Annotated in this window: 19 protein-coding genes; 10 read left to right on the forward strand and 9 right to left on the reverse strand. The window is 64.9% G+C overall.

All coding sequences use genetic code 11. The annotated features are described in order from the left end of the window. The first annotated feature begins 79 nt into the window (after positions 1-79). From HNP49_RS07930 to HNP49_RS07950, 5 genes are all read left to right on the forward strand, one after another. On the forward strand, positions 80-1,234 hold the full coding sequence (locus HNP49_RS07930) for an iron-containing alcohol dehydrogenase (RefSeq protein ID WP_184682121.1): 1,155 nt from the start codon (positions 80-82) through the stop codon (positions 1,232-1,234). Between the two features lie 119 nt (positions 1,235-1,353). After that, positions 1,354-3,927, forward strand: coding sequence for a glycosyltransferase (locus HNP49_RS07935; protein ID WP_184682123.1), 2,574 nt, complete (start codon positions 1,354-1,356; stop codon positions 3,925-3,927). A gap of 93 nt (positions 3,928-4,020) precedes the next feature. After that, a complete protein-coding gene (gene dapE, locus HNP49_RS07940; RefSeq protein WP_184682126.1) occupies positions 4,021-5,175 on the forward strand; it encodes a succinyl-diaminopimelate desuccinylase in 1,155 nt (384 codons plus the stop codon). After that, complete coding sequence (locus HNP49_RS07945; RefSeq protein WP_184682128.1) at positions 5,172-5,996, forward strand: putative RNA methyltransferase; 825 nt, start codon at positions 5,172-5,174, stop codon at positions 5,994-5,996. Before dapE ends, HNP49_RS07945 begins: the two co-directional genes overlap by 4 nt. A gap of 3 nt (positions 5,997-5,999) precedes the next feature. After that, positions 6,000-6,371: a hypothetical protein gene (locus tag HNP49_RS07950; protein WP_184682130.1), complete on the forward strand. Its 372-nt coding sequence runs from the start codon at positions 6,000-6,002 to the stop codon at positions 6,369-6,371. Positions 6,372-6,438: 67 nt separating this feature from the next. Here the strand turns inward: HNP49_RS07950 and HNP49_RS07955 are convergent, their stop codons facing one another. The 5 genes from HNP49_RS07955 to HNP49_RS07975 form a co-directional block, all read right to left on the reverse strand. Then, entirely contained in the window at positions 6,439-6,648 is a 210-nt protein-coding gene (locus tag HNP49_RS07955) for a cold-shock protein (RefSeq protein ID WP_184682132.1), read from the reverse strand. Positions 6,649-6,924: 276 nt separating this feature from the next. Continuing rightward, entirely contained in the window at positions 6,925-7,950 is a 1,026-nt protein-coding gene (locus HNP49_RS07960) for a sensor domain-containing diguanylate cyclase (RefSeq protein ID WP_184682134.1), read from the reverse strand. A 135-nt stretch (positions 7,951-8,085) separates the two neighbouring features. After that, positions 8,086-9,915: a Gldg family protein gene (locus tag HNP49_RS07965; protein WP_184682136.1), complete on the reverse strand. Its 1,830-nt coding sequence runs from the start codon at positions 9,913-9,915 to the stop codon at positions 8,086-8,088. 2 nt (positions 9,916-9,917) lie between these two features. Beyond that, positions 9,918-10,652 (reverse strand): ABC transporter permease subunit, encoded by a 735-nt coding sequence (locus HNP49_RS07970; RefSeq protein ID WP_184682138.1) that lies wholly within the window; start codon positions 10,650-10,652, stop codon positions 9,918-9,920. Next, positions 10,649-11,572, reverse strand: a complete 924-nt coding sequence (locus HNP49_RS07975) for an ABC transporter ATP-binding protein (RefSeq protein WP_184682140.1) — start codon at positions 11,570-11,572, stop codon at positions 10,649-10,651. The genes HNP49_RS07970 and HNP49_RS07975 overlap by 4 nt, the downstream gene beginning before the upstream one ends. 231 nt (positions 11,573-11,803) lie before the next feature. On the opposite strand from HNP49_RS07975, the gene plsB reads away from it, so the two are divergent. From plsB to HNP49_RS07990, 3 genes are read left to right on the forward strand one after another with little or no spacing between them, the layout of a single operon-like run. Next, positions 11,804-14,293, forward strand: a complete 2,490-nt coding sequence (gene plsB / locus HNP49_RS07980) for a glycerol-3-phosphate 1-O-acyltransferase PlsB (RefSeq protein WP_184682148.1) — start codon at positions 11,804-11,806, stop codon at positions 14,291-14,293. A gap of 60 nt (positions 14,294-14,353) precedes the next feature. Then, positions 14,354-14,758, forward strand: a complete 405-nt coding sequence (locus HNP49_RS07985; protein WP_184682150.1) for a YbaY family lipoprotein — start codon at positions 14,354-14,356, stop codon at positions 14,756-14,758. Positions 14,759-14,787: 29 nt separating this feature from the next. Further along, a complete protein-coding gene (locus tag HNP49_RS07990; RefSeq protein WP_184682152.1) occupies positions 14,788-15,465 on the forward strand; it encodes a DUF4197 domain-containing protein in 678 nt (225 codons plus the stop codon). 57 nt (positions 15,466-15,522) lie between these two features. On the opposite strand, the gene HNP49_RS07995 is transcribed toward HNP49_RS07990, so the two are convergent. The 3 genes from HNP49_RS07995 to HNP49_RS08005 are packed head-to-tail and all read right to left on the reverse strand — an operon-like array spanning position 15,523 to position 20,020. Further along, entirely contained in the window at positions 15,523-15,819 is a 297-nt protein-coding gene (locus HNP49_RS07995) for a hypothetical protein (protein ID WP_184682154.1), read from the reverse strand. 29 nt (positions 15,820-15,848) lie between these two features. After that, positions 15,849-18,911, reverse strand: coding sequence for an efflux RND transporter permease subunit (locus tag HNP49_RS08000; RefSeq protein ID WP_184682156.1), 3,063 nt, complete (start codon positions 18,909-18,911; stop codon positions 15,849-15,851). 5 nt (positions 18,912-18,916) lie between these two features. Beyond that, positions 18,917-20,020: an efflux RND transporter periplasmic adaptor subunit gene (locus HNP49_RS08005; RefSeq protein WP_184682158.1), complete on the reverse strand. Its 1,104-nt coding sequence runs from the start codon at positions 20,018-20,020 to the stop codon at positions 18,917-18,919. 92 nt (positions 20,021-20,112) lie between these two features. On the opposite strand from HNP49_RS08005, the gene HNP49_RS08010 reads away from it, so the two are divergent. Then, a complete protein-coding gene (locus HNP49_RS08010; protein WP_184682160.1) occupies positions 20,113-20,754 on the forward strand; it encodes a TetR/AcrR family transcriptional regulator in 642 nt (213 codons plus the stop codon). On the opposite strand, the gene HNP49_RS08015 is transcribed toward HNP49_RS08010, so the two are convergent. Continuing rightward, positions 20,755-21,501: a class I SAM-dependent methyltransferase gene (locus HNP49_RS08015; RefSeq protein ID WP_409372535.1), complete on the reverse strand. Its 747-nt coding sequence runs from the start codon at positions 21,499-21,501 to the stop codon at positions 20,755-20,757. A 132-nt stretch (positions 21,502-21,633) separates the two neighbouring features. Here HNP49_RS08015 and HNP49_RS08020 point away from each other — a divergent pair, with 132 nt between their 5' ends. Then, entirely contained in the window at positions 21,634-22,410 is a 777-nt protein-coding gene (locus HNP49_RS08020; protein WP_184682164.1) for a hypothetical protein, read from the forward strand. Positions 22,411-22,417 lie beyond the last annotated feature (7 nt).

A 22,417-nucleotide genomic window follows, 5' to 3' on the forward strand; every position in this document is an offset into this window, starting at 1 on the left:
CCACCATGCATACCGGCAATCGCTGCGACCGCTATAGTGCCCCGATAACAACAGTAGCGACCCTCAGGAGCACCCGGCCATGCGCAACTTTTCCTTCTATAACCCCACCCGCATTCATTTTGGCGAGGGGCAGATCGGCAAGCAGCTGGCCCGCGAGATCCCCCCGGGCAGCCGCGTACTGGTGACCCACGGCGGCGGCAGCATCTTCAGCAACGGTATCTGGGACCAGGTCGAGCAGGCCCTGGCCGGCTACCACTTCAGCCGTTTCGCCGGCATCGAAGCCAACCCGCAGTACGATACCCTGCTCCGCGCCGTGGCCCAGGCCCGCAGTGAGCAGTGCGACTTCATCCTGGCCGTGGGTGGCGGCTCGGTCATCGACGGCAGCAAATTCATCGCCGCCGCCCTGGCCTACCCCGGCGAGCCCTTCGATCTGCTCAGCGGCAGCAAGCCCAAGGCCGCCGTGCCCATGGGCTGCGTGCTGACCCTGGCCGCCACCGGCTCGGAGAGCAACCCACACGGCGTGGTCACCCATGTCGAACGCCAGGAGAAGCTGCCGTTCTCCAGCCCCCTGCTGTATCCGCGCTTTGCCATCCTCGACCCCACCACCACCTACAGCCTGCCGCCCCGGCAGATCGGCAATGGCGTGGTCGATGCCTTCGTCCACACCACCGAGCAGTACCTCACCTACCCGGCCGAGGCGCCACTGCAGGACCGCTACGCCGAAGGCCTGCTGCGCACCCTGATCAAGGAAGGCCCCAAAGCCCTGGCCAACCCGCAGGACTATGCGGTGCGCGCCAACCTCATGTGGTGCGCCACCCAGGCCCTCAACGGCCTGCTCGGCTGTGGTGTGCCGCAGGACTGGGCCACCCACATGATCGGCCACGAGCTGACCGCCCTGTATCACATCGATCACGCCCAGACCCTGGCCGTGGTGCTGCCGGCCCTGCTGGCCGAGCGCCGTGAAGCCAAGCGCGGCAAGCTGCTGCAATTCGCCGAGCGGGTGTGGGATATCCGTACAGGCGATGAGGACGCCCGCATCGATGCAGCCATTGCCGCCACCCGCGCCTTCTTCGAACAGATGGGCCTGCCGACCCGCCTGAGTGGTCATGGACTGGATGCCGATGCGGTGCCGCAGGTGCTGGCGCAGCTGGAACGCCACGGCATGACGGCACTCGGCGAGCAGCGCGAGATCGACCTGGCCTGCAGCGAGCGGATTCTCCTGCGGGCCCTCTGAGTCAGCCCCGCAACGCCGGTTGGGCGGCGCTGTACAGCCCGGTTGGCGCGGGGTAGGATGCGCGCCGACCGGCATCCGCCGGCGTTTCCCTGTTCCTCCCTGCGGAACCCTGATCGCCTATGTCATCGCGCAAACTTGGTCTCAACCTGGTGGTTTTCGTGGCAGTCGCCGCGCTGTTCACCGGTCTATGGGCTCTTTACAACCGTCCGGTCTCCGCCCCCGAGTGGCCGGAGCAGATTTCCGGTTTCTCCTTCTCGCCGTTCCGCGCCGGGCAGAGCCCGCAGGAAAACATCTATCCGACGCCGGAGCAGATTCGCAGCGACCTGGAACTGCTCAGCGAGCGCACCGACAACATCCGCACCTATTCGGTGGAAGGCACCCTGGCCGACATCCCGCGCCTGGCCGAGGAATTCGGTTTGCGCGTCAGCCTGGGTATCTGGATCAGCCCGGACATCGAGCGCAACGAACGGGAAATCGCCAAGGCCATCGAGCTGGCCAACAGCTCGCGCAGCGTGGTACGGGTGATCGTCGGCAACGAATCGCTGTTCCGTGAGGAAGTCGAACCTGAACAACTGATGGGCTACCTCGACCGCGTGCGCGCCGCGGTCAAGGTGCCGGTCACCACCGCCGAGCAGTGGCACATCTGGGACAAGTACCCGGAACTGGCCAAGCACGCCGACCTGATCGCCGCCCACGTGCTGCCCTACTGGGAATTCGTGCCGATGGAGGACTCCACCCAGTTCGTCCTCGACCGCGCCAAGGAAATGCGCAAGCTGTTCCCGAAAAAGCCCCTGCTGCTGGCGGAAGTGGGCTGGCCGAGCAACGGTCGCACCCGTGGTGGTGCCGAAGCCGACCAGGCCGAACAGGCCATCTACCTGCGCACCCTGGTCAACACACTGAACGCCAAGGGCTACAACTACTTCGTCATCGAGGCCTTCGACCAGCCGTGGAAGGCCACCGAAGAAGGTTCCGTGGGCGCCTACTGGGGCGTCTACAACCTGGCCCGCCAACCCAAATTCAGCTTCGACGGCCCCATCGTCGCCATTCCGCAATGGCGCCTGCTGGCCATCGCCTCAGTGGTCATGGCCCTGCTGGCCCTGGCGCTGATGCTGATCGACGGCTCGTCCCTGCGCCAGCGCGGCCGCACCTTCCTCACCTTCGTGGCCTTCGCCGGCGGCACCGCGCTGGTGTGGATCGCCTACGACTACAGCCAGCAATACAGCACCTGGTTCAGCACTATCGTCGGCGTGCTGCTGGGCATCGGCGCACTGGGCGTGTTCATCGTTCTGCTCACCGAGGCTCACGAGCTGGCCGAGACCGCCTGGACCCGCCAGCGCCGCCGCGCCTTCCTGCCGGTACTGGCCGACAGTACCTACCGGCCCAAGGTGTCGATCCACGTGCCCTGCTACAACGAGCCGCCGGAGATGGTCAAACAGACCCTCGACGCCCTCGCTGCGCTGGACTACCCGGATTACGAAGTCATCATCATCGATAACAACACCAAGGACCCGGCCGTGTGGCAGCCGGTGGAAGCCTACTGCGCCGAACTCGGCCCGCGCTTCCGCTTCTTCCACGTGGCACCGATCGAGGGCTTCAAGGGCGGCGCGCTGAACTACATCCTGCCGCACACCGCGCCGGACGCCGAAGTGGTGGCGGTGATCGACTCCGACTACTGCGTCGACCGCAACTGGCTCAAGCACATGGTGCCGCACTTCAGCGACCCGAAGATCGCCGTGGTGCAGTCGCCGCAGGACTACCGCGACGGCGACGAAAGTGCCTTCAAGAAGCTCTGCTACGCCGAATACAAGGGCTTCTTCCACATCGGCATGGTCACCCGCAACGACCGCGACGCGATCATCCAGCACGGCACCATGACCATGATCCGCCGCAGCGTGATGGACCAGCTCAAGTGGGCCGACTGGACCATCTGCGAGGACGCCGAGCTGGGTCTGCGCGTGTTCGAGCACGGTTACTCGGCCGCGTACGCCCACCAGAGCTATGGCCGCGGGCTGATGCCGGACACCTTCATCGACTACAAGAAGCAGCGTTTCCGCTGGGCCTACGGTGCCATCCAGATCATGAAGGGCCACGCCCGCAGCCTGTTCCTCGGCAAGGACAGCGCGCTGACCCAGGGCCAGCGCTACCACTTCATCGCCGGCTGGCTGCCGTGGATCGCCGACGGCCTGAACATCTTCTTCACCCTCGGTGCCCTGCTCTGGTCGGCCGGCATGATCATCGTGCCGCAGCGTGTCGACCCGCCGCTGATGATCTTCGCCATCCCGCCGCTGGCGCTGTTCTTCTTCAAGTTCGGCAAGATCATGTTCCTCTACCGCCGTGCGGTCGGGGTCGATCTCAAGCGCTCGTTCCAGGCGGCCATCGCCGGCCTAGCGCTGTCGCACACCATCGCCAAGGCCGTGCTGTACGGGGCGTTCACCAAGACCATCCCGTTCTTCCGCACGCCGAAGATGGCCAGCAACCACGGCATCCTGGTCGCCCTGGCCGAGGCCCGCGAGGAAGTCTTCATCATGCTCCTGCTGTGGGGATCGGCCTTCGGCATCAGCGTGGTGCAGGGCTTCCCCAGCCCGGACGTGAAGTTCTGGGTCGGCATGCTGCTGGTACAGTCGCTGCCCTACCTGGCCGCGCTGATCATGGCCCTGCTGTCGTCGATGCCCAAACCGGCCGACCCGCAGTAAGCCAGAGCACCGAGCAACGGCGGCCTCCAGGCCGCCGTTTTGCTTTAAGATAACCGCCCTTTTTCCGCCGTCCTTTTCACCCGGAGTTTCTCCATGACCACTCTCTCCCCGACCCTGGAGCTGGCCTGCGACCTGATTCGCCGTCCCTCGGTAACCCCCGTGGACGAAGGCTGCCAGGAGCTGATGATGCGCCGCCTGGGCGAAGCCGGCTTTGCCGTCGAGCGCATGCGCATCGAGGAAGTGGAGAACTTCTGGGCACGTCGTGGCGGCGGCTCCTCAGAAAAGAATGGGCCGGTGCTGTGCTTTGCTGGCCACACCGACGTGGTGCCGACCGGTCCGCTGGAGTCCTGGCAGTACCAGCCGTTCGACGTGCGCATCGATGAGGACGGCATGCTCTGCGGCCGTGGTGCGGCGGACATGAAGGGCAGCCTGGCGTCGATGATCATCGCCGTCGAGCGTTTCGTCGCCGATCACCCGAACCACAAGGGCGCCATCGCCTTCCTGATCACCAGCGACGAGGAGGGCCCGGCCCAGCACGGCACCAAGGCCGTGGTCGAGCGCCTGCGCGAGCGCGGCGAGCGGCTGGACTGGTGCATCGTCGGCGAGCCGTCCAGCACCACCCTGGTCGGCGATATGGTCAAGAATGGCCGTCGCGGCTCGCTGGGCTGCACCCTCACCGTGCGCGGCAAACAGGGCCACGTGGCCTACCCGCACCTGGCGAAGAATCCGATCCATCTGGCCGCACCAGCTCTGGCCGAACTGGCCGCCGAGCACTGGGACAACGGCAACGCCTACTTCCCGCCGACCAGTTTCCAGGTCTCCAACCTCAACTCCGGCACCGGCGCCACCAACGTGATTCCGGGCGAACTGAAAGCGGTGTTCAACTTCCGCTTCTCCACCGAATCCACCGTCGAGGGCCTGCAGCAACGCGTCAGCGCCATCCTCGACAAGCATGGCCTGGACTACAGCCTGGACTGGGCGCTGTCCGGCCTGCCCTTCCTGACCCAGCCGGGCGAGCTGCTCGACGCCGTGGCCGCCGCTATCCGCACCGTCACCGGCCGCGAGACTGAGCCTTCGACTTCCGGCGGCACCTCCGATGGCCGCTTCATCGCCACCCTGGGCACCCAGGTGGTCGAGCTGGGCCCGGTCAATGCCACCATCCACCAGATCAACGAGCGCATCCTCGCCAGCGACCTCGACCTGCTGACCGAGATCTACTACCAGACCCTGGTGAAACTGCTCGCATGAGTCTGATCTGTCCGATCTGCCAAGCGCCGCTGACCTCCGCCGACAATGGCCTGGCCTGCGCCAACCGGCACAGCTTCGACCGCGCCCGTCAGGGCTACTACAACCTGCTGCCGGTGCAGCACAAGAAGAGCCTGGACCCAGGCGACAACGCTGCCATGGTCGAAGCTCGCCGGCGCTTTCTCGATGCCGGCCACTATGCCCCGCTGGCCCGACGCCTGGCGGAACTGGCGGCCGAGCGCGCGCCGCACAGCTGGCTGGATATCGGCTGCGGCGAAGGCTATTACACCGGCCAGCTGGCCGCTGCTCTGCCGGAGGCCGAGGGTTACGCCCTGGATATCTCGCGGGAAGCGGTCAAGCGTTCGGCCAAGCGCCATCCACAAGTCACCTGGCTGGTGGCAAGCATGGCCCGCCTGCCGCTGGAAAGTGCCAGCCTGGAGCTGATCGCCAGCGTGTTCAGCCCCATCGACTGGAACGAGGCGGCCCGAGTGCTGCGCACTGGTGGCGGCGTGCTGCGCCTGGGCCCGGCACGCGATCACCTGCTGGAGCTGCGTGAAAAGCTCTATGACGAGGTGCGCGAGTACCAGGACGACAAACACCTCAATGATCTGCCGGCCGGTTTCAGCCTCGCCCACAGCGAGCAACTGAGCTTCCGCCTGCCTCTGGACAGCCGCCAGGCCCGTGAGGATCTGCTGTCGATGACCCCGCACGGCTGGCGGGTGAATGCCGAACGCCGCGAACAGGTGCTGGCCGAGGCCTTCGAAGTCACGGTCGCGGTACGCTACGATTGGATCGTCAACACCTCCACCCCTGCCCAGGACTGAGCCATGCGCCAACCCGATATCGAGATTTACCTCAAGGACGCCGAGCTGGACGCCATCAGTGCCTGGCTGACGGCAGCCCTGGGTGATTGTGGCGAGTGGCAGGCACGCGGCCAGACATTCAAGACCCTGGCCGGCGGCATTCCCGCCACCTGGCTGCCGAAAGCCGTGGGCAAGTGGCACAGCCTGCTACTGGAAAGCGATGCCACCCCCTGGGCTACCGACCGTGACTGCGCCGAGGCAGCCTGTGCCGCCCTCGGCGTGGAGGTACGCTGCGCCATCGGCGGCTGGAGCGAGGATGAAAGCGACGAAGCCGCCGACCGCTGGCTGCGCGTCACCGCCGAAGGCGTCAGCGAGATCACCTGGCGCACCGGCTGAGCGGCAGTGTCATGCACAACAAAAAGCCCGGCAATGCCGGGCTTTTTGTTGTGCATGACGCGGGGAATCAGAGCTTGGCCACGTCCTCGGCCTGCAGCCCTTTCTGGCCCTCGGTCACGGCGAACTCAACCTGCTGCCCCTCGGCCAGGGTGCGATGCCCCTCGCCGCGAATGGCGCGGAAGTGCACGAACACATCGGCACCGCCGTCACGTTGGATGAAGCCATAACCCTTGGCATCGTTGAACCACTTGACGGTTCCGATCTCACGATCTGACATTTCCCATCTCCACTGCGAAATTGATTTGGTTTTGCCCCATTCGGGGGGCCGGAGCAACGCGGCACAAAACGTTCTTCTTGTTATCCACAGGCACCCTTGCGGTAACCTGCGGCATTTCGAGAGGCGTTCCTGGAACGACCGCACAGCGAGTATAAAAAGCAAATCGCGGGCCTGACCAGACCCTCCCCCACCCGGCGCACAAGCCCGCAGACCGGGGTCTGCAACGCTTTTCGGCGTGCATTGAAATGGAACGGAGAACAGGACGCGCGCGCCGCTTCAGGTCGTGACCCGCGCCCTCTGCTTGCGCTCGCGCTTGTCCTGGTACATGGCCTGGTCGGCACGGTCGAGTACCGCCTCCAGCTCGCTGCCCTCGGCGGGAATGAGTGCCGCGCCAATGCTGATTTCCAGCGGCAGCTCCAACTGCCCGAAGGCAAACGGCTTGCAGATGGCCTCGCGCAGGCGTCGCACACTGTCCTGCAGCGCCGCTTCGCCCTCGACCCGCTGCAGCAAAACGGCGAACTCGTCGCCGCCCAGGCGGGCGGCGGTGTCGCACTGGCGTACCACCGCCTTGAGGCGCTCGGCGCAGGCGCGGATGGCAGCGTCGCCGGCACGGTGACCTAACTGGTCGTTGATCGGCTTGAGCCCATCCAGATCGAGCATCAACACACCCGCCATGTCGCCGTCGCGCCGCGCCTGGGCCAGGCGGTTGCGCAGGCGGTCGAGGAACAGCGCGCGGTTGGCCAAGCCACTCAGCTCGTCGTGGGTGGCGCGGTAGAACAGGTCGTTCGCTGTGTACTTGGAAGCGAAGAACATCTCGGCGCCCAGCAACTCGGTCAGCAGCGACAGCACCGACTGGGCGGTTTCGCCGAACGCAGCGGGCTGGGGCGACATCACCTTGAGCACGCCGACACAGCTTTCACGATACTTGAGCGGCAGCACCAGCATCGAGCGCACGCCAACCCGACGGCAGGCGATGCGGTCAACCCGCTCGTCCGTTTCGCTGTCGTCGCAGCGCAGCACCTCGCCACTGCGCACGCACAGGCCCGTGAGGCTGCCATGGATGTTCAGGCGCAAGCCCAGTTGCCCGGCAGCCATGCCGGAGGCGGCGCGGTAGACCATCTCCTCTCCGTCGGCCAGCTCGATGGCCGCGCCCTCGGCCCGGACCAGGGTCAGGCAACGCTCGACCACCAGCTCCATGACCCCGGAAAGATCGAGGCCGAGCTTGGCGATTTCACTCTGGATCTGGATGATTGCCAGCAGTTGCTCACGGGATGCGAGCCTGGCTTCAGCAGGAGTATTCATGGACGCGCCTCCGATCAAAACCGGATACCACGGCATCCTGCCGGTCCTTTCAGCCTAGCAGCCGTGGGGGCCGAGCGCCCAAAAGAAAGGGGCGCCCGGATAAGCGGGTGCCCCTCTCGTGTCACGCGGGGAGGCTCAGCGCGCGCGGCGGCGCCACAGCCACAGCAGCAGCACGCCGAAGGTCAGCAGCAGCGGCACCAGCGCCACGTTGGCCAGTTTGAGTACCCGGCCAAGGTCTTCGATATCGGCATTGAGCTGGTAACGCACCTCGCGCAGTTCCTTGCGGATGCGCAGCTTCTCCTGCACGAACTGCTGCAGGGTGGCCTGCTGCTCGGGCGTCAGCTCCAGGCTCTTGGCCGGATCGTCGCTCTTCTGCAGGGCCGCCAGTTTCTGCTCGGTATCGGCCAGGCGCTTCTGCAGCACTTCCTCGCTCTCGCGGAACTTCACCTCGGCCTCGCGCTGCAGGCTCTCCACCACTTCAAACGGACGGGTGAAGCGACCGCGCGAACGCACGCTGATCAGCGCCTCGCTGCCGGACAGGTTGTCCAGCGCGTTGATCGCCAGGCCCGCGTTATCCGCCCAGGGCTGTGGCATGCGCTGACCGAAGAAGTCCTGTACCTGCACCCACATGCGGTCGGTCAGCAGGTCGGTATCGGCCACCACCACCACGTTGATGCCATCAGCCTGCTTCAGACCATCCTTGCGACCCTCGATGCCCTCAGGGAAGGCCGAAGCCGCCGGACCGCTGATGCGCGCCGCAAGGGTATAGCGCTCGCCCGTCGGGCTGAGTTCGCGCAGCAGTTCTTCCGGGTTGGCCAGCATGCCGAAGCGGTTGGCGTCGAAGGGCATGGCGTATTCCGAGCTCTGCAGCAGCGGCACCAGCTTGGTCTTGGCACCTTCCAGCGGCTCCAGAATACCCGGTGTGGCCAGGGTGACATTCTCCAGCGCGCTGGTGATCACGTCGCTCTGGTCCAGGGCACGCTTGGGCAGATTGAGCCAGGCCACATGGCGCACCGGGCGCTGCTCCTGGCCGACACCAACGGACATGGCATAGGAATGGTCACCCAGCACCTTGCCCGGCACCAGACGCAGGCCCCAGGCCTTGAACAGCGGCTCCAGATCGGAAGCCTTGTCCGGCGCCTCGCCGGGCATGGCCATGCCGGTATCGGCTTCGCTGAACGGGTCGACGAAAGCCAGCAGCTTGCCGCCGCGCAGGACGAACTGGTCGATGGCGTACAACGTCTGCTGCGGCAGCTGCTTGGGATGAATCAGCAGCAGCACCGAGACCTTCTCCGGAATCTGGTCGATATCGGCCTTGAGGGTCTCGACCTTGAACAGCTGGCGGATCTGCTCCATCACCATCCACGGCGGGGTCGGCTGGCGCTGCATCATGTCGAAGCCGCCATTGACCTGCAGGCCCGAGAGCAGACCGACCACCGGCCGCTGCGGATTGGCCAGGCCCTGGATCAGGCGGCTCAGTTCGTACTCGAGGAACTCTTCCTGATCGAGCTGGAAGAACGGGATGATCTGGCTGTCCTTGGCCGCGTTGGTGCCGGCCAGGCCGAAGTAGATCGAGTCGCCGCCTTCACGCAGCGGGATCGCCTGCAGACCGAACTCGGCGGCCTTGTCCTCGTCCTCGGAGAACGGCTCGGGATCGACGATATGCAGCTTCAGCTTGCCGTCGGCCACCTGCTCGTAGGCCTTGAGCAGCTCCTCCACGCGCTTGGCGTAGTTGCGCAGGCCCACCAGATCGCGGGCGGTCTTGTCCGAATAGAAGAAATACAGCTCCACCGGCTCCTTCAGCTCGCCAAGAATCTGCTTGGTGCCGTCGGAGATGGTGTAGAGCTTCTGCTCGGTCAGGTCCAGACGCGCGCCGGTCAGGGTCAGCGCGCTGAAGCTGTTGAAGGCAAGAAAGGCCAGGGCGATCAGCAGCAGCCCGGCACTGGAATACATCAGTTTCTTCATGGTCAGTCAGCCTTCTTCAGATCAACCACCACCGCGGTGGCAGCCAGCCAGGCGGCAATCAGGGTGACGAAATACAGCAGGTCGCGCAGGTCGATCACGCCCTTGCTGATGGCTTCGAAGCGGGTCAGGAAGCTCAGCGAGGCAATCGCATCCAGCACCAGTTGCGGTGCCCAGGCGCTGAAGGCATCCAGCACCAGCGGGAAGCCGCTGACAATGAACAGGAAGCTCACCACCACCGCGAGGATGAAGGCGATCACCTGGTTCTTGGCAAGCGCCGACATGCACGAGCCGATGGCCAGGAAGCCGCCGGCCATCAGCCAACTGCCTAGGTAACCGGTGAAGATGGCGCCGTTGTCCGGCTGGCCGAGGTAGTTGACCGCGATGATCATCGGGAAGGTCAGCAGCAGCGCGATGCCGGCGAACACCCAGGCGGCGAGGAACTTGCCGGTAACCGCTTCGAAGCGGGTGATCGGCAGGGTCATCAGCAGTTCGATGGAGCCGGACTTGCGCTCCTCCGCCCACAGGCGCATGGCGATGGCCGGCACCAGGAACAGGTAGAGCCAGGGGTGGAAGTTGAAGAACGGCGAAAGGTCCGCCTGGTTACGCTCGAAGAAGCCGCCCAGGTAGAAGGTGAACACCCCGGACAGCACCAGGAAGATCACGATAAACACATAGGCCAGCGGAGTAGCGAAGTAACTGCCCAGCTCGCGCTTGAAGATCACCGACAACTGTTTCATTGCGCCGCTCCCCGGGTCAGCGTGCGGAACACTTCATCCAGACGTCCGCGTTCGACGTCCAGCTCCTTGATCGACCAGCCGCGCTCGCGGATCAGCTCGTTGACTGCGCTGAAGATCACCGCGCCCGGCTGGGCCAGCACGGTCAGGCTGTGCTCGCGCTCGTTGCGCTCGACCCCTGCCACGCCCGGCAGTGCAGCCAGCGCCGCTTCGTCGAGGGCATCGGCACCGACCAGGGTCACCGCCTGGTGGTAACGGGAGCGGCTTTCCAGCTCGAACGGCGTGCCATCGGCCACCAGCTTGCCGCCGGCGATGATCACCGCGCGGGTGCAGACCGCCGAGACTTCTTCGAGGATGTGAGTGGAGATGATGACGATCTTGTCCTTGGCCAGGCCCTGGATCAGCTCGCGCACCTGATGTTTCTGGTTCGGGTCCAGGCCGTCGGTGGGCTCGTCGAGAATCAGCACCTGCGGATCATGCAGGATCGCCTGCGCCAGACCGACACGGCGCTTGAAGCCCTTGGACAGGGTCTCGATGCTCTGTTCCAGCACAGCGCCCAGCTCGACCTTGGCCGCCGCGCTGATCACTTTCTCGCGCTTCTCGGCGCCACGGAAACCGCGGATCTCGGCGATGAATTCGAGGAAGCCGCGGACCGTCATGTCGCCATAGCAGGGCGCGCCTTCGGGCAGATAGCCAATCTGCTGCTGCGCCTTGAGGGTCTGTTTCTGGATATCGAAGCCGAGCACGCTGGCGCTGCCGGAAGTCGGGGCCAGGAAGCCGGTGAGCATTTTCATGGTGGTGGACTTGCCGGCGCCGTTAGGGCCGAGGAAGCCCAGCACCTCGCCGCGCTCGACCCGGAAGGACAGGTTGTCCACCGCCGTGTGCTGAGCAAATCGCTTGGTCAGATTTGTTATTTCGATCATGGTCTCTCGCCACTCCGGATAACCCGCCGCACCGCCTGCATGGCCGCGCGACCAGGGATTCAACGCCGCCGGACTATATGAGCACGGGCGGCGGCTATGCAAGACACTTGCAGCCCGCAAAAGTTGCAAAAGAAAACCGTAAATTCAGACAGTTAGCTGCGTTTTGCGGGCAAGCGGCGAATCCGGCACACTTAGCGCCCCTGAGCTTCGGCTATCCTGATCAGAATTCGTATGACCCGCTCCCCGCTTCGTCGCCTTGCCTTCGGTACCCTTCGCCGCCTGATGGCGCCCTTTGTGCGTTCCGAAACCATCAACCAGTCGGCCTTCACCCTGAAGATCGACCCGGCTCGTCCGGTCTTCTACGTGCTGCAGCAGCCCTCTGCCAGCGACCTGGCGGTGGTCGATGCCGAATGCCGCAAAGCCGGCCTGCCACGCCCGGTGCTGCCGATGCCGATCAGCGGTCGCGAAGAGCCCATGGCCTTCTTCTACCTGACTCCGGGCCCCGGCTGGTTCGGTGGCCAGGACAAGCGCGGCATCTCGCCGACCTTGCAACGTCTGGTGCAGTCGCTGGAGCTGAACAGCGAAGCGCAGGCGCAGATCATTCCGGTCAGCGTGTTTTGGGGCCAGTCGCCGGACAGCGAATCGAGCCCGTGGAAGCTGCTGTTCGCCGACAGCTGGGGCGTGACCGGGCGTCTGCGCAAGCTGTTCCGCATTCTGGTGCTGGGCCGCAAGACCCGCGTGCAGTTCGCCGAGCCCATCCAGCTGCGTGAGCTGGTCGACCAGAAGAAGGACGGCGAGCGCACCCTGCGCATGGTCCAGCGCATCCTGCGGGTGCACTTCCGCAACCAGAAGACCGCGGTGATCGGCCCCGACCTCTCGCACCGCCGTACCCTGGTCAAGGGCCTGGTGCATGCACCGGGCGTGAAGGCGGCGATTGCCGAGGAGCTGGCGCGCGAGCCCAAGCTGGATCAGGAAAAGGCAGAAGCCCTGGCGCTCAAGTACGCCAACGAGATCGCCTCGGACTACTCCTACCCGGTAATCCGTTTCCTCGAAGTCGTGCTCTCCTGGTTCTGGAACAAGCTCTACGAGGGCATTCAGGTCAACAATATCGCCGGCGTGCAGGAAGCCGCGCATGGCCATGAAGTCATCTATGTACCCTGCCACCGCAGCCACATCGACTATCTGGTGCTGTCCTACCTGCTGTTTACCAACGGCCTGACCCCGCCGCACATCGCCGCCGGGATCAACCTCAACATGCCGATTGTCGGCGGCATCCTGCGCCGCGGCGGTGCCTTCTTCATGCGCCGCACCTTCAAGGGCAACCCGCTGTACACCGCGGTATTCAACGAATACCTACACACCCTTTTCACCCGTGGCTTCCCGGTGGAGTACTTCGTCGAGGGCGGCCGCTCGCGCACCGGGCGCATGCTGCAGCCCAAGACCGGCATGCTGGCCATCACCCTGCGCAGCTTTGCCCGCGACTCGCGCCTGCCGATCGTCTTCATACCGGTTTACATCGGCTACGAGCGCGTGTTCGAGGGCCGCACCTACCTGGGCGAGCTGCGCGGCGCGACCAAGAAGAAGGAGTCGCTGCTGGACCTGTTCAAGGTGTTCAGCGCCCTCAAGCAGCGCTTCGGCAAGGTTTCGGTGAACTTCGGCGAGCCGATCAAGCTGGCCGAGTTCCTCGACCGCGAACAGCCGGACTGGCGCATACCGCAGACCGACCCGCTGGCCCGCCCGGCCTGGCTGAGCCAGGCCAGCAACCGCCTCGCCGACGAAGTGGCACGCCACCTCAACGACGCCGCCGCGGTCAACCCGGCCAACCTGGTCGCCCTGGCCCTGCTCTCCACCAGCCGCCTGGCGTTGGACGAACAGGCCCTGCTGCGCGTGCTCGACCTGTTCCTCTCCCTGCTGCGCCAGGTGCCCTACTCGCCCTATGCCACCCTGCCACAGGGCAACGCGGCCGAACTGATCGAGTATGTGAAGAGCCTCAAGCTGGTCTCCGAACAGCAGGATGCCCTCGGCCGCATCCTCTATCTGGATGAGCAGAACGCGGTGCTGATGACCTACTACCGCAACAACATCCTGCACATCTTTGCCCTGCCGGCGCTGCTGGCGAGTTTCTTCCACAACACCGCGCGAATCAGCCGCACCCAGCTGCTGCGCTTTACCCGCGCGCTGTACCCCTACCTGCAGTCCGAGCTGTTCATGCGCTGGAAGCTGGAAGAACTCGATGGCGTGGTCGATCAGTGGCTGGCTAGCTTCGTCGAACTGGGCCTGCTGACCCGCGACGGCGACAGCTACGTGCGCCCGGAGCTCAGCTCGCGGCAGTTCGTTCTGCTCAGCCTGCTGTCCAACACCATCGTGCAGACCCTGCAGCGCTTCTACATGGCCATCGCCCTGCTGCTCAAGCAGGGGCAGAACCAGCTGAGCGCCGAGGAGCTGGAAAATCTCTGTACGGTCATGGCCCAGCGCCTGTCGATCCTGCATGGCCTCAACGCACCGGAGTTCTTCGACAAGAGCCTGTTCCGCCACTTCATCCAGAGCCTGCTGGAGCAGAAGGTGCTGGCCCAGGACGAGGCCGGCAAGCTCGGCTACCACGAGGGTCTGGGCGAGCTGGTCGAAGGCGCCGCGCAGCGCGTGCTGCCGGCCGAAGTACGCCTGTCGATCCAGCAGGTCACGGTGGAAGGCCCGGCCGAACCGGCTGCCAAAAACGCCTGACTATGGCACTTTGTCGGGGTGAAGCCGGTCCAATCCGGCACACCCCCACAAGGATGCCCGATGAACCGTCTGCTCACTTTCTTTGCCGCCCCCTTGCTGACCGCCGGTCTGCTCAGCGCCTGCGCCAGCCAGGCGCCCACCGCCAGCGTCACGGGCGAGGTGTTTTACCTGCAGCGCATGGCCCTGCCGCCCCAGGCCGTACTGAGCGTCACCCTGCAGGATGTCTCCCTGGCCGATGCCCCAGCCATCGAACTGGCCCGCCAGCAGGGTCCGGTAAGCGGCCAGGTGCCTCTGCCCTTCCATCTCGACTACAACCCGCAGCAGATCGACCCACGCCACCGTTACAGCGTCAGCGCGCGGATCGAGCTGGATGGCCGTCTGCTGTTCATCAGCACCCAGCATTACGGAGTCAAGCTCGACGGCAGCGACCAACCACTGCGCATCAAGCTCGACCCGGTTCGCTAAACCCTTACTGCCACTTACAAGGAATCGTCATGCGCCAACTCACTCTCCTCGCCGCCGGTCTGCTGTTTGCCGGCGCCAGCCACGCCCTGTCGCTGGCCGATCTCAGCCAGCAGGACGCTACCGGCGGTCTCAAGGATGCTCTCAGCCAGGGCGCCAAACTCGCCGTGCAGCAGTTGGGCAAGCCCGGCGGTTTCAGCAACGATCCAGATGTGCGCATCGAGCTGCCAGGCAAACTAGGCCAGGCCACCAGTGCACTGAAGATGATGGGCATGGGCGAGCAGGTCGAACAGCTGGAAAGCAGCATGAACCTGGCTGCCGAAGCGGCCGTGCCCCAGGCCCAGGCCATCCTCATCGACGCGGTCAAGCAGATGAGCGTGCAGGACGCCAAGAGCATCCTCAGCGGCCCGAATGATGCCGCCACCCAGTACCTGAACAAGACCAGCCGCGAGCAGATCCGCTCCAAGTTCCTGCCCATCGTCAAGCAAGCCACCGCCAAGGTCGGCGTCGCCCAGCAATACAACGCCCTCGCCGGCCAGGCCGCCAGCCTCGGCGTGCTCGACGCCAAGAGCGCCAATGTCGAAGGCTACGTCACCGAGCAGGCACTGAACGGCCTGTTCGCGATCATCGCCGAGCAGGAAGCCGGCATCCGTGAGAACCCGGCCGGCGCCGCCACCAGCCTGGCCAAAAAGGTATTTGGCGCGCTGTAAGCACCATCGACAAAAAAGCCCGGCATTTGCCGGGCTTTTTTGTGTCTCAGAACGTACTCAGGGCTGAACTTGCTTGAGCAGTTCAAACGCCTCGACGCACGATGGTAAATCGGTGAACAGACTGGGCTTGTTCCATCCATAGTGGCGCACTTGCCGGTCGCACCAACCGGGATCCTTCCCAGAGTCCTTACATTCCTGAGCCAGGCGGGCCTGGATCGGCAGGATCCGGGCCGTGCGCTCCTCAAGACATTGACGATCCAGCTCCTTCCGACGCTCCAGCTGATCATCCCCAGCGTACAGCTGTTGGGCAAAAAGCCCTGCCAGCAGCACTGACAACAATCGAACTAGCCTCATAACACCTCCTTGTACATAACGATAATGACTTAGCTCTCTACTTCCTTGACCCGGAACCACGCCGCATAGAGCGCCGGCAGGAACAGCAGGGTCAGCGCCGTGGCGACGATCAGGCCGCCCATGATGGCCACGGCCATCGGCCCGAAGAACACGCTGCGCGACAGCGGGATCATCGCCAGCACCGCGGCCAGAGCGGTCAGCACGATCGGCCGGAAACGCCGCACGGTGGCCTCGATGATGGCGTGCCAGCGGTCCAGGCCGCTGGCGATATCCTGCTCGATCTGGTCAACCAGAATCACCGAGTTACGCATGATCATCCCCGCCAGGGCGATGGTGCCGAGCATGGCCACAAAGCCGAACGGCTGCTGGAACACCAGGAGGAACAGGGTCACGCCGATCAGGCCCAGCGGCGCGGTGACGAACACCATGGCCGTGCGCGAGAAGCTCTTGAGCTGCAGCATCAGCAGCGTCAGCACCACCACAATGAACAGCGGCACACCGGCATTGACGGATTTCTGCCCGCGCGCCGAGTCCTCCACGGTGCCGCCCACGTCCAGCAGGTAGCCATCCGGCAGCTTGGCGCGGATCGGGTCCAGGGTCGGCATGATCTGCTGGACCACGCTGGCCGGCAGCGCCTTGTCGTAGATATCGGCGCGCACAGTCACGTTGGGCAGGCGGTTGCGATGCCAGATGATGCCCTCCTCGAAGCCGTATTCGAGCGTGGCCACCTGCGACAGCGCCACACTCTTGCCGTTGTCGGTAGGCACCGCCAGGCTCGGCAGCAGGCCCAGCTCCTGACGCTCGCGCACGGTGCCGCGCAGCTGGATGTCGATCAGCTCGTTGCCTTCGCGGAACTGGCTGACCACCTGGCCGGACAGCGCGCTCTGCAGGAACTGCGACAGGTTGGCGGTGCTCACGCCCAGGGCGCGGGCACGGTCCTGGTCGATGATCAGGCGTACCACCTTGCTCGGCTCTTCCCAGTCCAGGTGCACGTTGACCACATGGGGGTTGTCACGCACCTTGTCGGCCACCTGACGAGCCAGCGCGCGGACTTCGTCGATGTGCTCACCCGACACGCGGAACTGCACCGGATAGCCCACGGGCGGTCCGTTCTCCAGACGCGACACACGCGAACGCAGGGTCGGGAACTGCTCACCCATCACGCCAATCAGCCACTCACGCACTGCTTCGCGGTCCTTGATGCTCTTGGTCAGCACCACGAACTGGGCAAAGCTGGCGGCCGGCAACTGCTGGTCCAGCGGCAGGTAGAAGCGCGGCGAACCGGTACCGACATAGGCCACATAGTTGTCGATGCCCTCATGCTCCTGGAGCATTTTCTCCAGACGCGCCACCTGGGCCTCGGTGGCCTTGAGCGAGGCGCCCTCGTTGAGTTTGAGGTCGACCATGATTTCCAGACGCCCGGAGGCCGGGAAGAACTGCTGCGGGACGAAGCGGAACAGCAGCACCGAGGCGACGAACGCCCCCACGGTGAGCATGATCACCAGCCGGCGACGACGCACGCACCACTCCACCAGCGTACGCACGCGGCGATAGAACGGCGTGCCGTAGGGGTCCTGGCCATGACCGTGCTTGGCCGCATGCAGCTTGGCCAGGTCCGGCAGCAGGCGATCGCCCAGGTAAGGTACGAAGACCACGGCGGCGATCCACGACACTATCAGGGCGATGGTCACCACCTGGAAGATCGAACGGGTGTACTCGCCGGTACCGGACTGCGCGGTGGCAATCGGCAGGAAGCCGGCGGCGGTAATCAGCGTGCCGGTGAGCATGGGGAAGGCCGTACTGGTCCAGGCATAACTGGCCGCCTTGAGTCGGTCGTAGCCCTGCTCCATCTTGATCGCCATCATCTCCACGGCAATGATCGCGTCGTCCACCAGGAGGCCCAGCGCCAGCACCAGCGCGCCGAGGGAAATCTTGTGCAGGCCGATGCCGAAGTAATGCATGGCGGCGAAGGTCATCGCCAGCACCAGCGGGATCGAAAGTGCTACCACCAGGCCGGTGCGCATGCCGAGGGAGAAGAAGCTCACCAGCAGCACGATGATCAGCGCCTCGGTGAGCACGCGGACGAACTCGCCAACACCGGTTTTCACCGCCGCCGGCTGGTCGGACACCTTGCGCAGCTGCAGGCCGGCCGGCAGGTTTTCCTGCAGGCGGGCGAACTCGGCCTCCAGGGCTTCACCCAGCACCAGAATGTCACCACCGGTCTTCATCGACACGGCAATGCCGATGGCATCCTCGCCCATGAAGCGCATGCGCGGCGCGGGCGGGTCGTTGAAGCTGCGGCTGACCTCGGCCACGTCACCCAGGCGGAAGGTACGGTCGCCGACGCGAATGGGGAACTCACGAATTTCCTCGACGGTCTTGAAGTTACCGCTGACGCGCAGCTGCACCCGGTCCGAGGGGGTTTCGAAGAAGCCGGCGGCCGCCACCGCATTCTGCTCCTCCAGCGCCTTCTGCACGGCCGCCATGGGCAGGCCGAGGGTGGCAGCCTTGACGTTGGACAGCTCGATCCACACCTTCTCGTCCTGCAGGCCAACCAGCTCGACCTTGCCGACGTCCTTGACCCGCTGCAGCTGCAGCTGCACACGGTCGGCGTAGTCTTTCATCACCGCGTAGTCGAAACCTTCACCGGTCAGCGCGTAGATATTGCCGAAGGTGGTACCGAATTCGTCGTTGAAGAACGGGCCCTGGATGCCCTGGGGCAAGGTGTAACGAATGTCGCTGACCTTCTTGCGCACCTGGTACCACAGCTCGGGAATATCCCGCGAATGCATGGAGTCGCGGGCGAGAAAGGTCACCTGGGACTCACCCGGGCGGGAGAAGGAGACGATCCGATCGAAGTCGCCAGTCTCCATCAGCTTCTTCTCGATGCGCTCGGTGATCTGCCGCGAGACTTCCTCGGCACTGGCGCCCGGCCAGTTGGTCTTGATCACCATGGCCTTGAAGGTAAAGGGCGGGTCCTCGCTCTGGCCCAGCTTGGTGTAGGAGATGGCCCCGACTATGCCCAGCAGGATCATGACGTAGAGAACTATCTGGCGGTTTTTCAGCGCCCAGGCGGAAAGGTTGAAGCCCACGAGCCTTACTCCCCGGCAACCAGTTGGACGTTGCGGTTGTCGCGATCGACCGGACGCACCTTCTGCCCTTCACGGAGCACCTGGACACCGGCGGCCACCACCCAGTCGCCTGGGCTCAGGCCGTCGAGTACCGGCACGCGCTCTTCGCCATAGGCGCCGACCTTGACAGCCACGCGTTTGAGGCTGGAGGTTTTCGGATCGACCACCCAGACATAGGGCTGGCCCTTTTCGGCGGTCAGCGCTGCCAGCGGAACGGACAGCGGCACATGCTCGCCGGAGCGGATGAACACCCGCGCGCTCTGGCCCAGCTCGGCCGGCACCTTGGCTTCGCTGAAGGCCACGCGGGCGGCGAAGGTGCGCGACAGCGGATCGGCAGCCGGTGACAGCTCGCGGACCAGGCCGGCATAACGCTTGCCCGGCTGCGACCAGAGTTCGACGGCCACCACCTGGCCGATCTTGAAGCGTTCGATGGCATGCTCCGGCAGGCTGATCACCACCTCGCGATCGCCATCGGCTGCCAGGGTGAACACCTGCTGACCGGCAGCCACCACCTGGCCGACCTCGGCCTTGCGAGTGGCAATCACCCCATTCTGCGAGGCACGCAACACGGCATAGCCGGCCTGGTTGCTGGCCACGTTGTACTCGGCCTTGACCTGCTTGAGGCGCGCCTCACCGGCGCGATAGAGGTTCTCGGCATTGTCGTACTGCGAGCGACTGACCATCTGCCGTGCCATCAGGGTCTTGTAGCGGTCGCGCTCGGTGCGCACCAGCTGCAGATTGGCCTCGGCGGCGGCGACCTGGGCGCGAATGGCCTCCAGCTGCAGACGGACGTCCTCGGGGTCCAGCTCGGCAAGCGGCTGGTCCTTCTTCACCCGCTCACCCACCTCGACCAGGCGCCTGCTGATCTTGCCGGCAATGCGGAAGGCCAGCTCCGGTTCCAGGCGCGCACGCACCTCGCCCGGATAGGTATCCACCGCATCCCCCGCCGGAATCGGCTGCACCACCAGCGCCGGGCGCGCCGGCGGCTCGACTTTATCGCCGCCACCACAGGCGGTCAGGCTGGCAATCAGGACAAACGGCAGGGCAACAGGCAAGGCTCGACGCAACATGATGGTGACCTTTTCACAAACAAGGTTTTGAATATTTATACTGCCGGGTATAGTAAAAATAGCAAACTCACCAGTCCAGTATTTCCTAGAAAATGTCTGACAAAAGATTGCCGAGTACCGGCCCCGGTCGCCCGAAGGATCAAGCCAAGCGTCTGGCCATCCTCGAAGCGGCAAAAACCCTGTTCATGCGCAACGGCTACGAAGGCAGCAGTATGGACGCCATCGCCGCCGAAGCCGGGGTTTCCAAGCTCACGGTGTACAACCACTTCACCGACAAGGAGACACTGTTCTCGGCCGCGGTAAAGTCCAAGTGCGAGGAGCAGCTGCCCGAGCTGTTCTTCGACCTGCCCGACGGTGCGTCACTGGAAAAGGTGCTGCTGAATATCGGTCGTGGCTTCGTGCAGTTGATCAACAGCCGCGAATCCGTCGAGCTGCTGCGGGTCATGGTGACCCTGGCCACCACCGACCCGACCCTGGGCCAGCTGTTCTTCAATGCCGGCCCGCAGCGCGTGCTGAATGAGCTCGAAGGGTTGCTGCGCAAGGCCGCCAGCCAGGGCAAGCTGCAGATCGACAATCCGCACAACGCCGCCGAACACTTCCTCAGCCTGCTCAAGGGCGGCTGCAACTTCCGCCTACTGGTCGGCTGCTGCAGCGCACCGACGGTCGAGGAAGAGGCCAGCCATGTGGCCGAGGTGGTGCAGCTGTTCCTGCGCGCCTATCGCACCGGGCCTTGATCAGGCCTTGAGGGCCTTCTTCGGGTAGATGTCGTAACGACTGGATTTGCCTTCCAGCACATAGCCCGGCTTGATTCCCTCGATGGCTGGCGCCTTGCGCGGGCGCTTGACCACCACTCGGTGGCTGGCCAGCTGCAGGGCTGTCGCCAGCAGCTCCGGAGCATCCAGATCGTCGCCGACGAAGGGCCGGAACAGGCGCATTTCCTTCTTCACCAGCGCGCTCTTGTCGCGATGGGGAAACATGGGGTCAAGGTAGATCACCTGCGGCGCCTCGTCCTGCCACTGCTGCATCAGTTCGATGGCATTGCCACACAACAGGCGCATGCGCGCGGCAATCAGCGCCACCTCGGCATCACGCTGGGCGCGGGCCAGGCCGTCTTCCAGCAGAGCGGCGATCAGCGGCTGGCGCTCGATCAGGGTCATGGCGCAGCCCAGCGCCGCCAGCACGAAGGCATCGCGACCGAGACCGGCCGTGGCATCCAGAACCGTCGGCCGCACACCGGGCTGCACCCCAACAGCCTTGGCGATCATCTGCCCACTGCCACCGCCAAACTGGCGCCGGTGCGCCACCGCGCCCTCGACAAAGTCCACCCGCACCGGACCCGGCGCCCCAGGGCCGAGCTCCAGCAGCTGCAGGCCGGCATCGCCCAGCTGCAGGGCGAAATCGGCCTCGCCCTCCAGTCTCAGACCCAGGCGCTGTGCCCACTGCCGAGCGGCCTGATCATGCTGGGGCGCCAGGGAATCCATACGCAGTGAAGCCGCCTGCCGTTCGTCGCTCATCTCTGCCATCTGCTCAAAAAACACTCAAAAAAAGCCATGCCCGGCCGATGACCAGGCGAATGCGGCGCAATTGTGCCAGAGCCACCAGCAGGACACGCCATGTTTGATGTCATCCACGCCCCGCGCAGCGCCCAGGCAAGTCCGGCGCGCGACCTGCAGAGCAGCCTGGAACAGGCGGTTGCCGAGTCGATCGACTACCAGATTCTGCGCCGCACCCTGATGCCGGATGCCGAGCCGGAGAAGCCCGTCGCCGTCGAAAGCGCCGAGGCGACCAGCGTCAGTCTGGACGGCGAGCTACCGGCCGCCGCCACCGAAGCGGTAGTGCGCGCAGAGCAAACTCTGGAGCAACGCTCCCTGGAGCTGAATGTCAGCAGCCAGCCGCCCAAGCAGAGCGACCCGCTGGTGCTCGACCTGGCCAGCAACGGCCTGCGTACCCGAGGCCTCCTGGATACAGTGAGCTTCGACCTGGATGCCGATGGACGCCGCGACCGGATCAGCGCGCCAGCCGGCGACGATGCCCTGCTCGCCCTCGACCGCAATGGCAACGGCCGCATCGACGACGGCCGCGAGCTGTTCGGTGACCAGAACGGCGCCACCAACGGCTTTGCCGAACTGGCCCGCTACGATGACAACCGCGATGGACAGATCGACCAACTGGATGCGGTGTTCAGCCGCCTCAGCCTGCTGCGTTTCAGCCAGGACGGCCAACAGCAGCAGATCAGCCTACAACAGGCGGGTGTCAGCAGCATCAGCCTGAACAGCCGCGACACCGACCTGGCGTTGGGCGCCTACGATCGCATCGCTCAGCTGGGCAGTTTCAATTTCAGCGACGGCCGTCATGGGCTGGCCGCCGACCTGTTGCTGGCCCAGCGCTAGCAGGCAC

Origin of the sequence: Pseudomonas fluvialis, assembly GCF_014207935.1 — a bacterium.
Taxonomy (GTDB): Bacteria; Pseudomonadota; Gammaproteobacteria; order Pseudomonadales; family Pseudomonadaceae; genus Aquipseudomonas; species Aquipseudomonas fluvialis_A.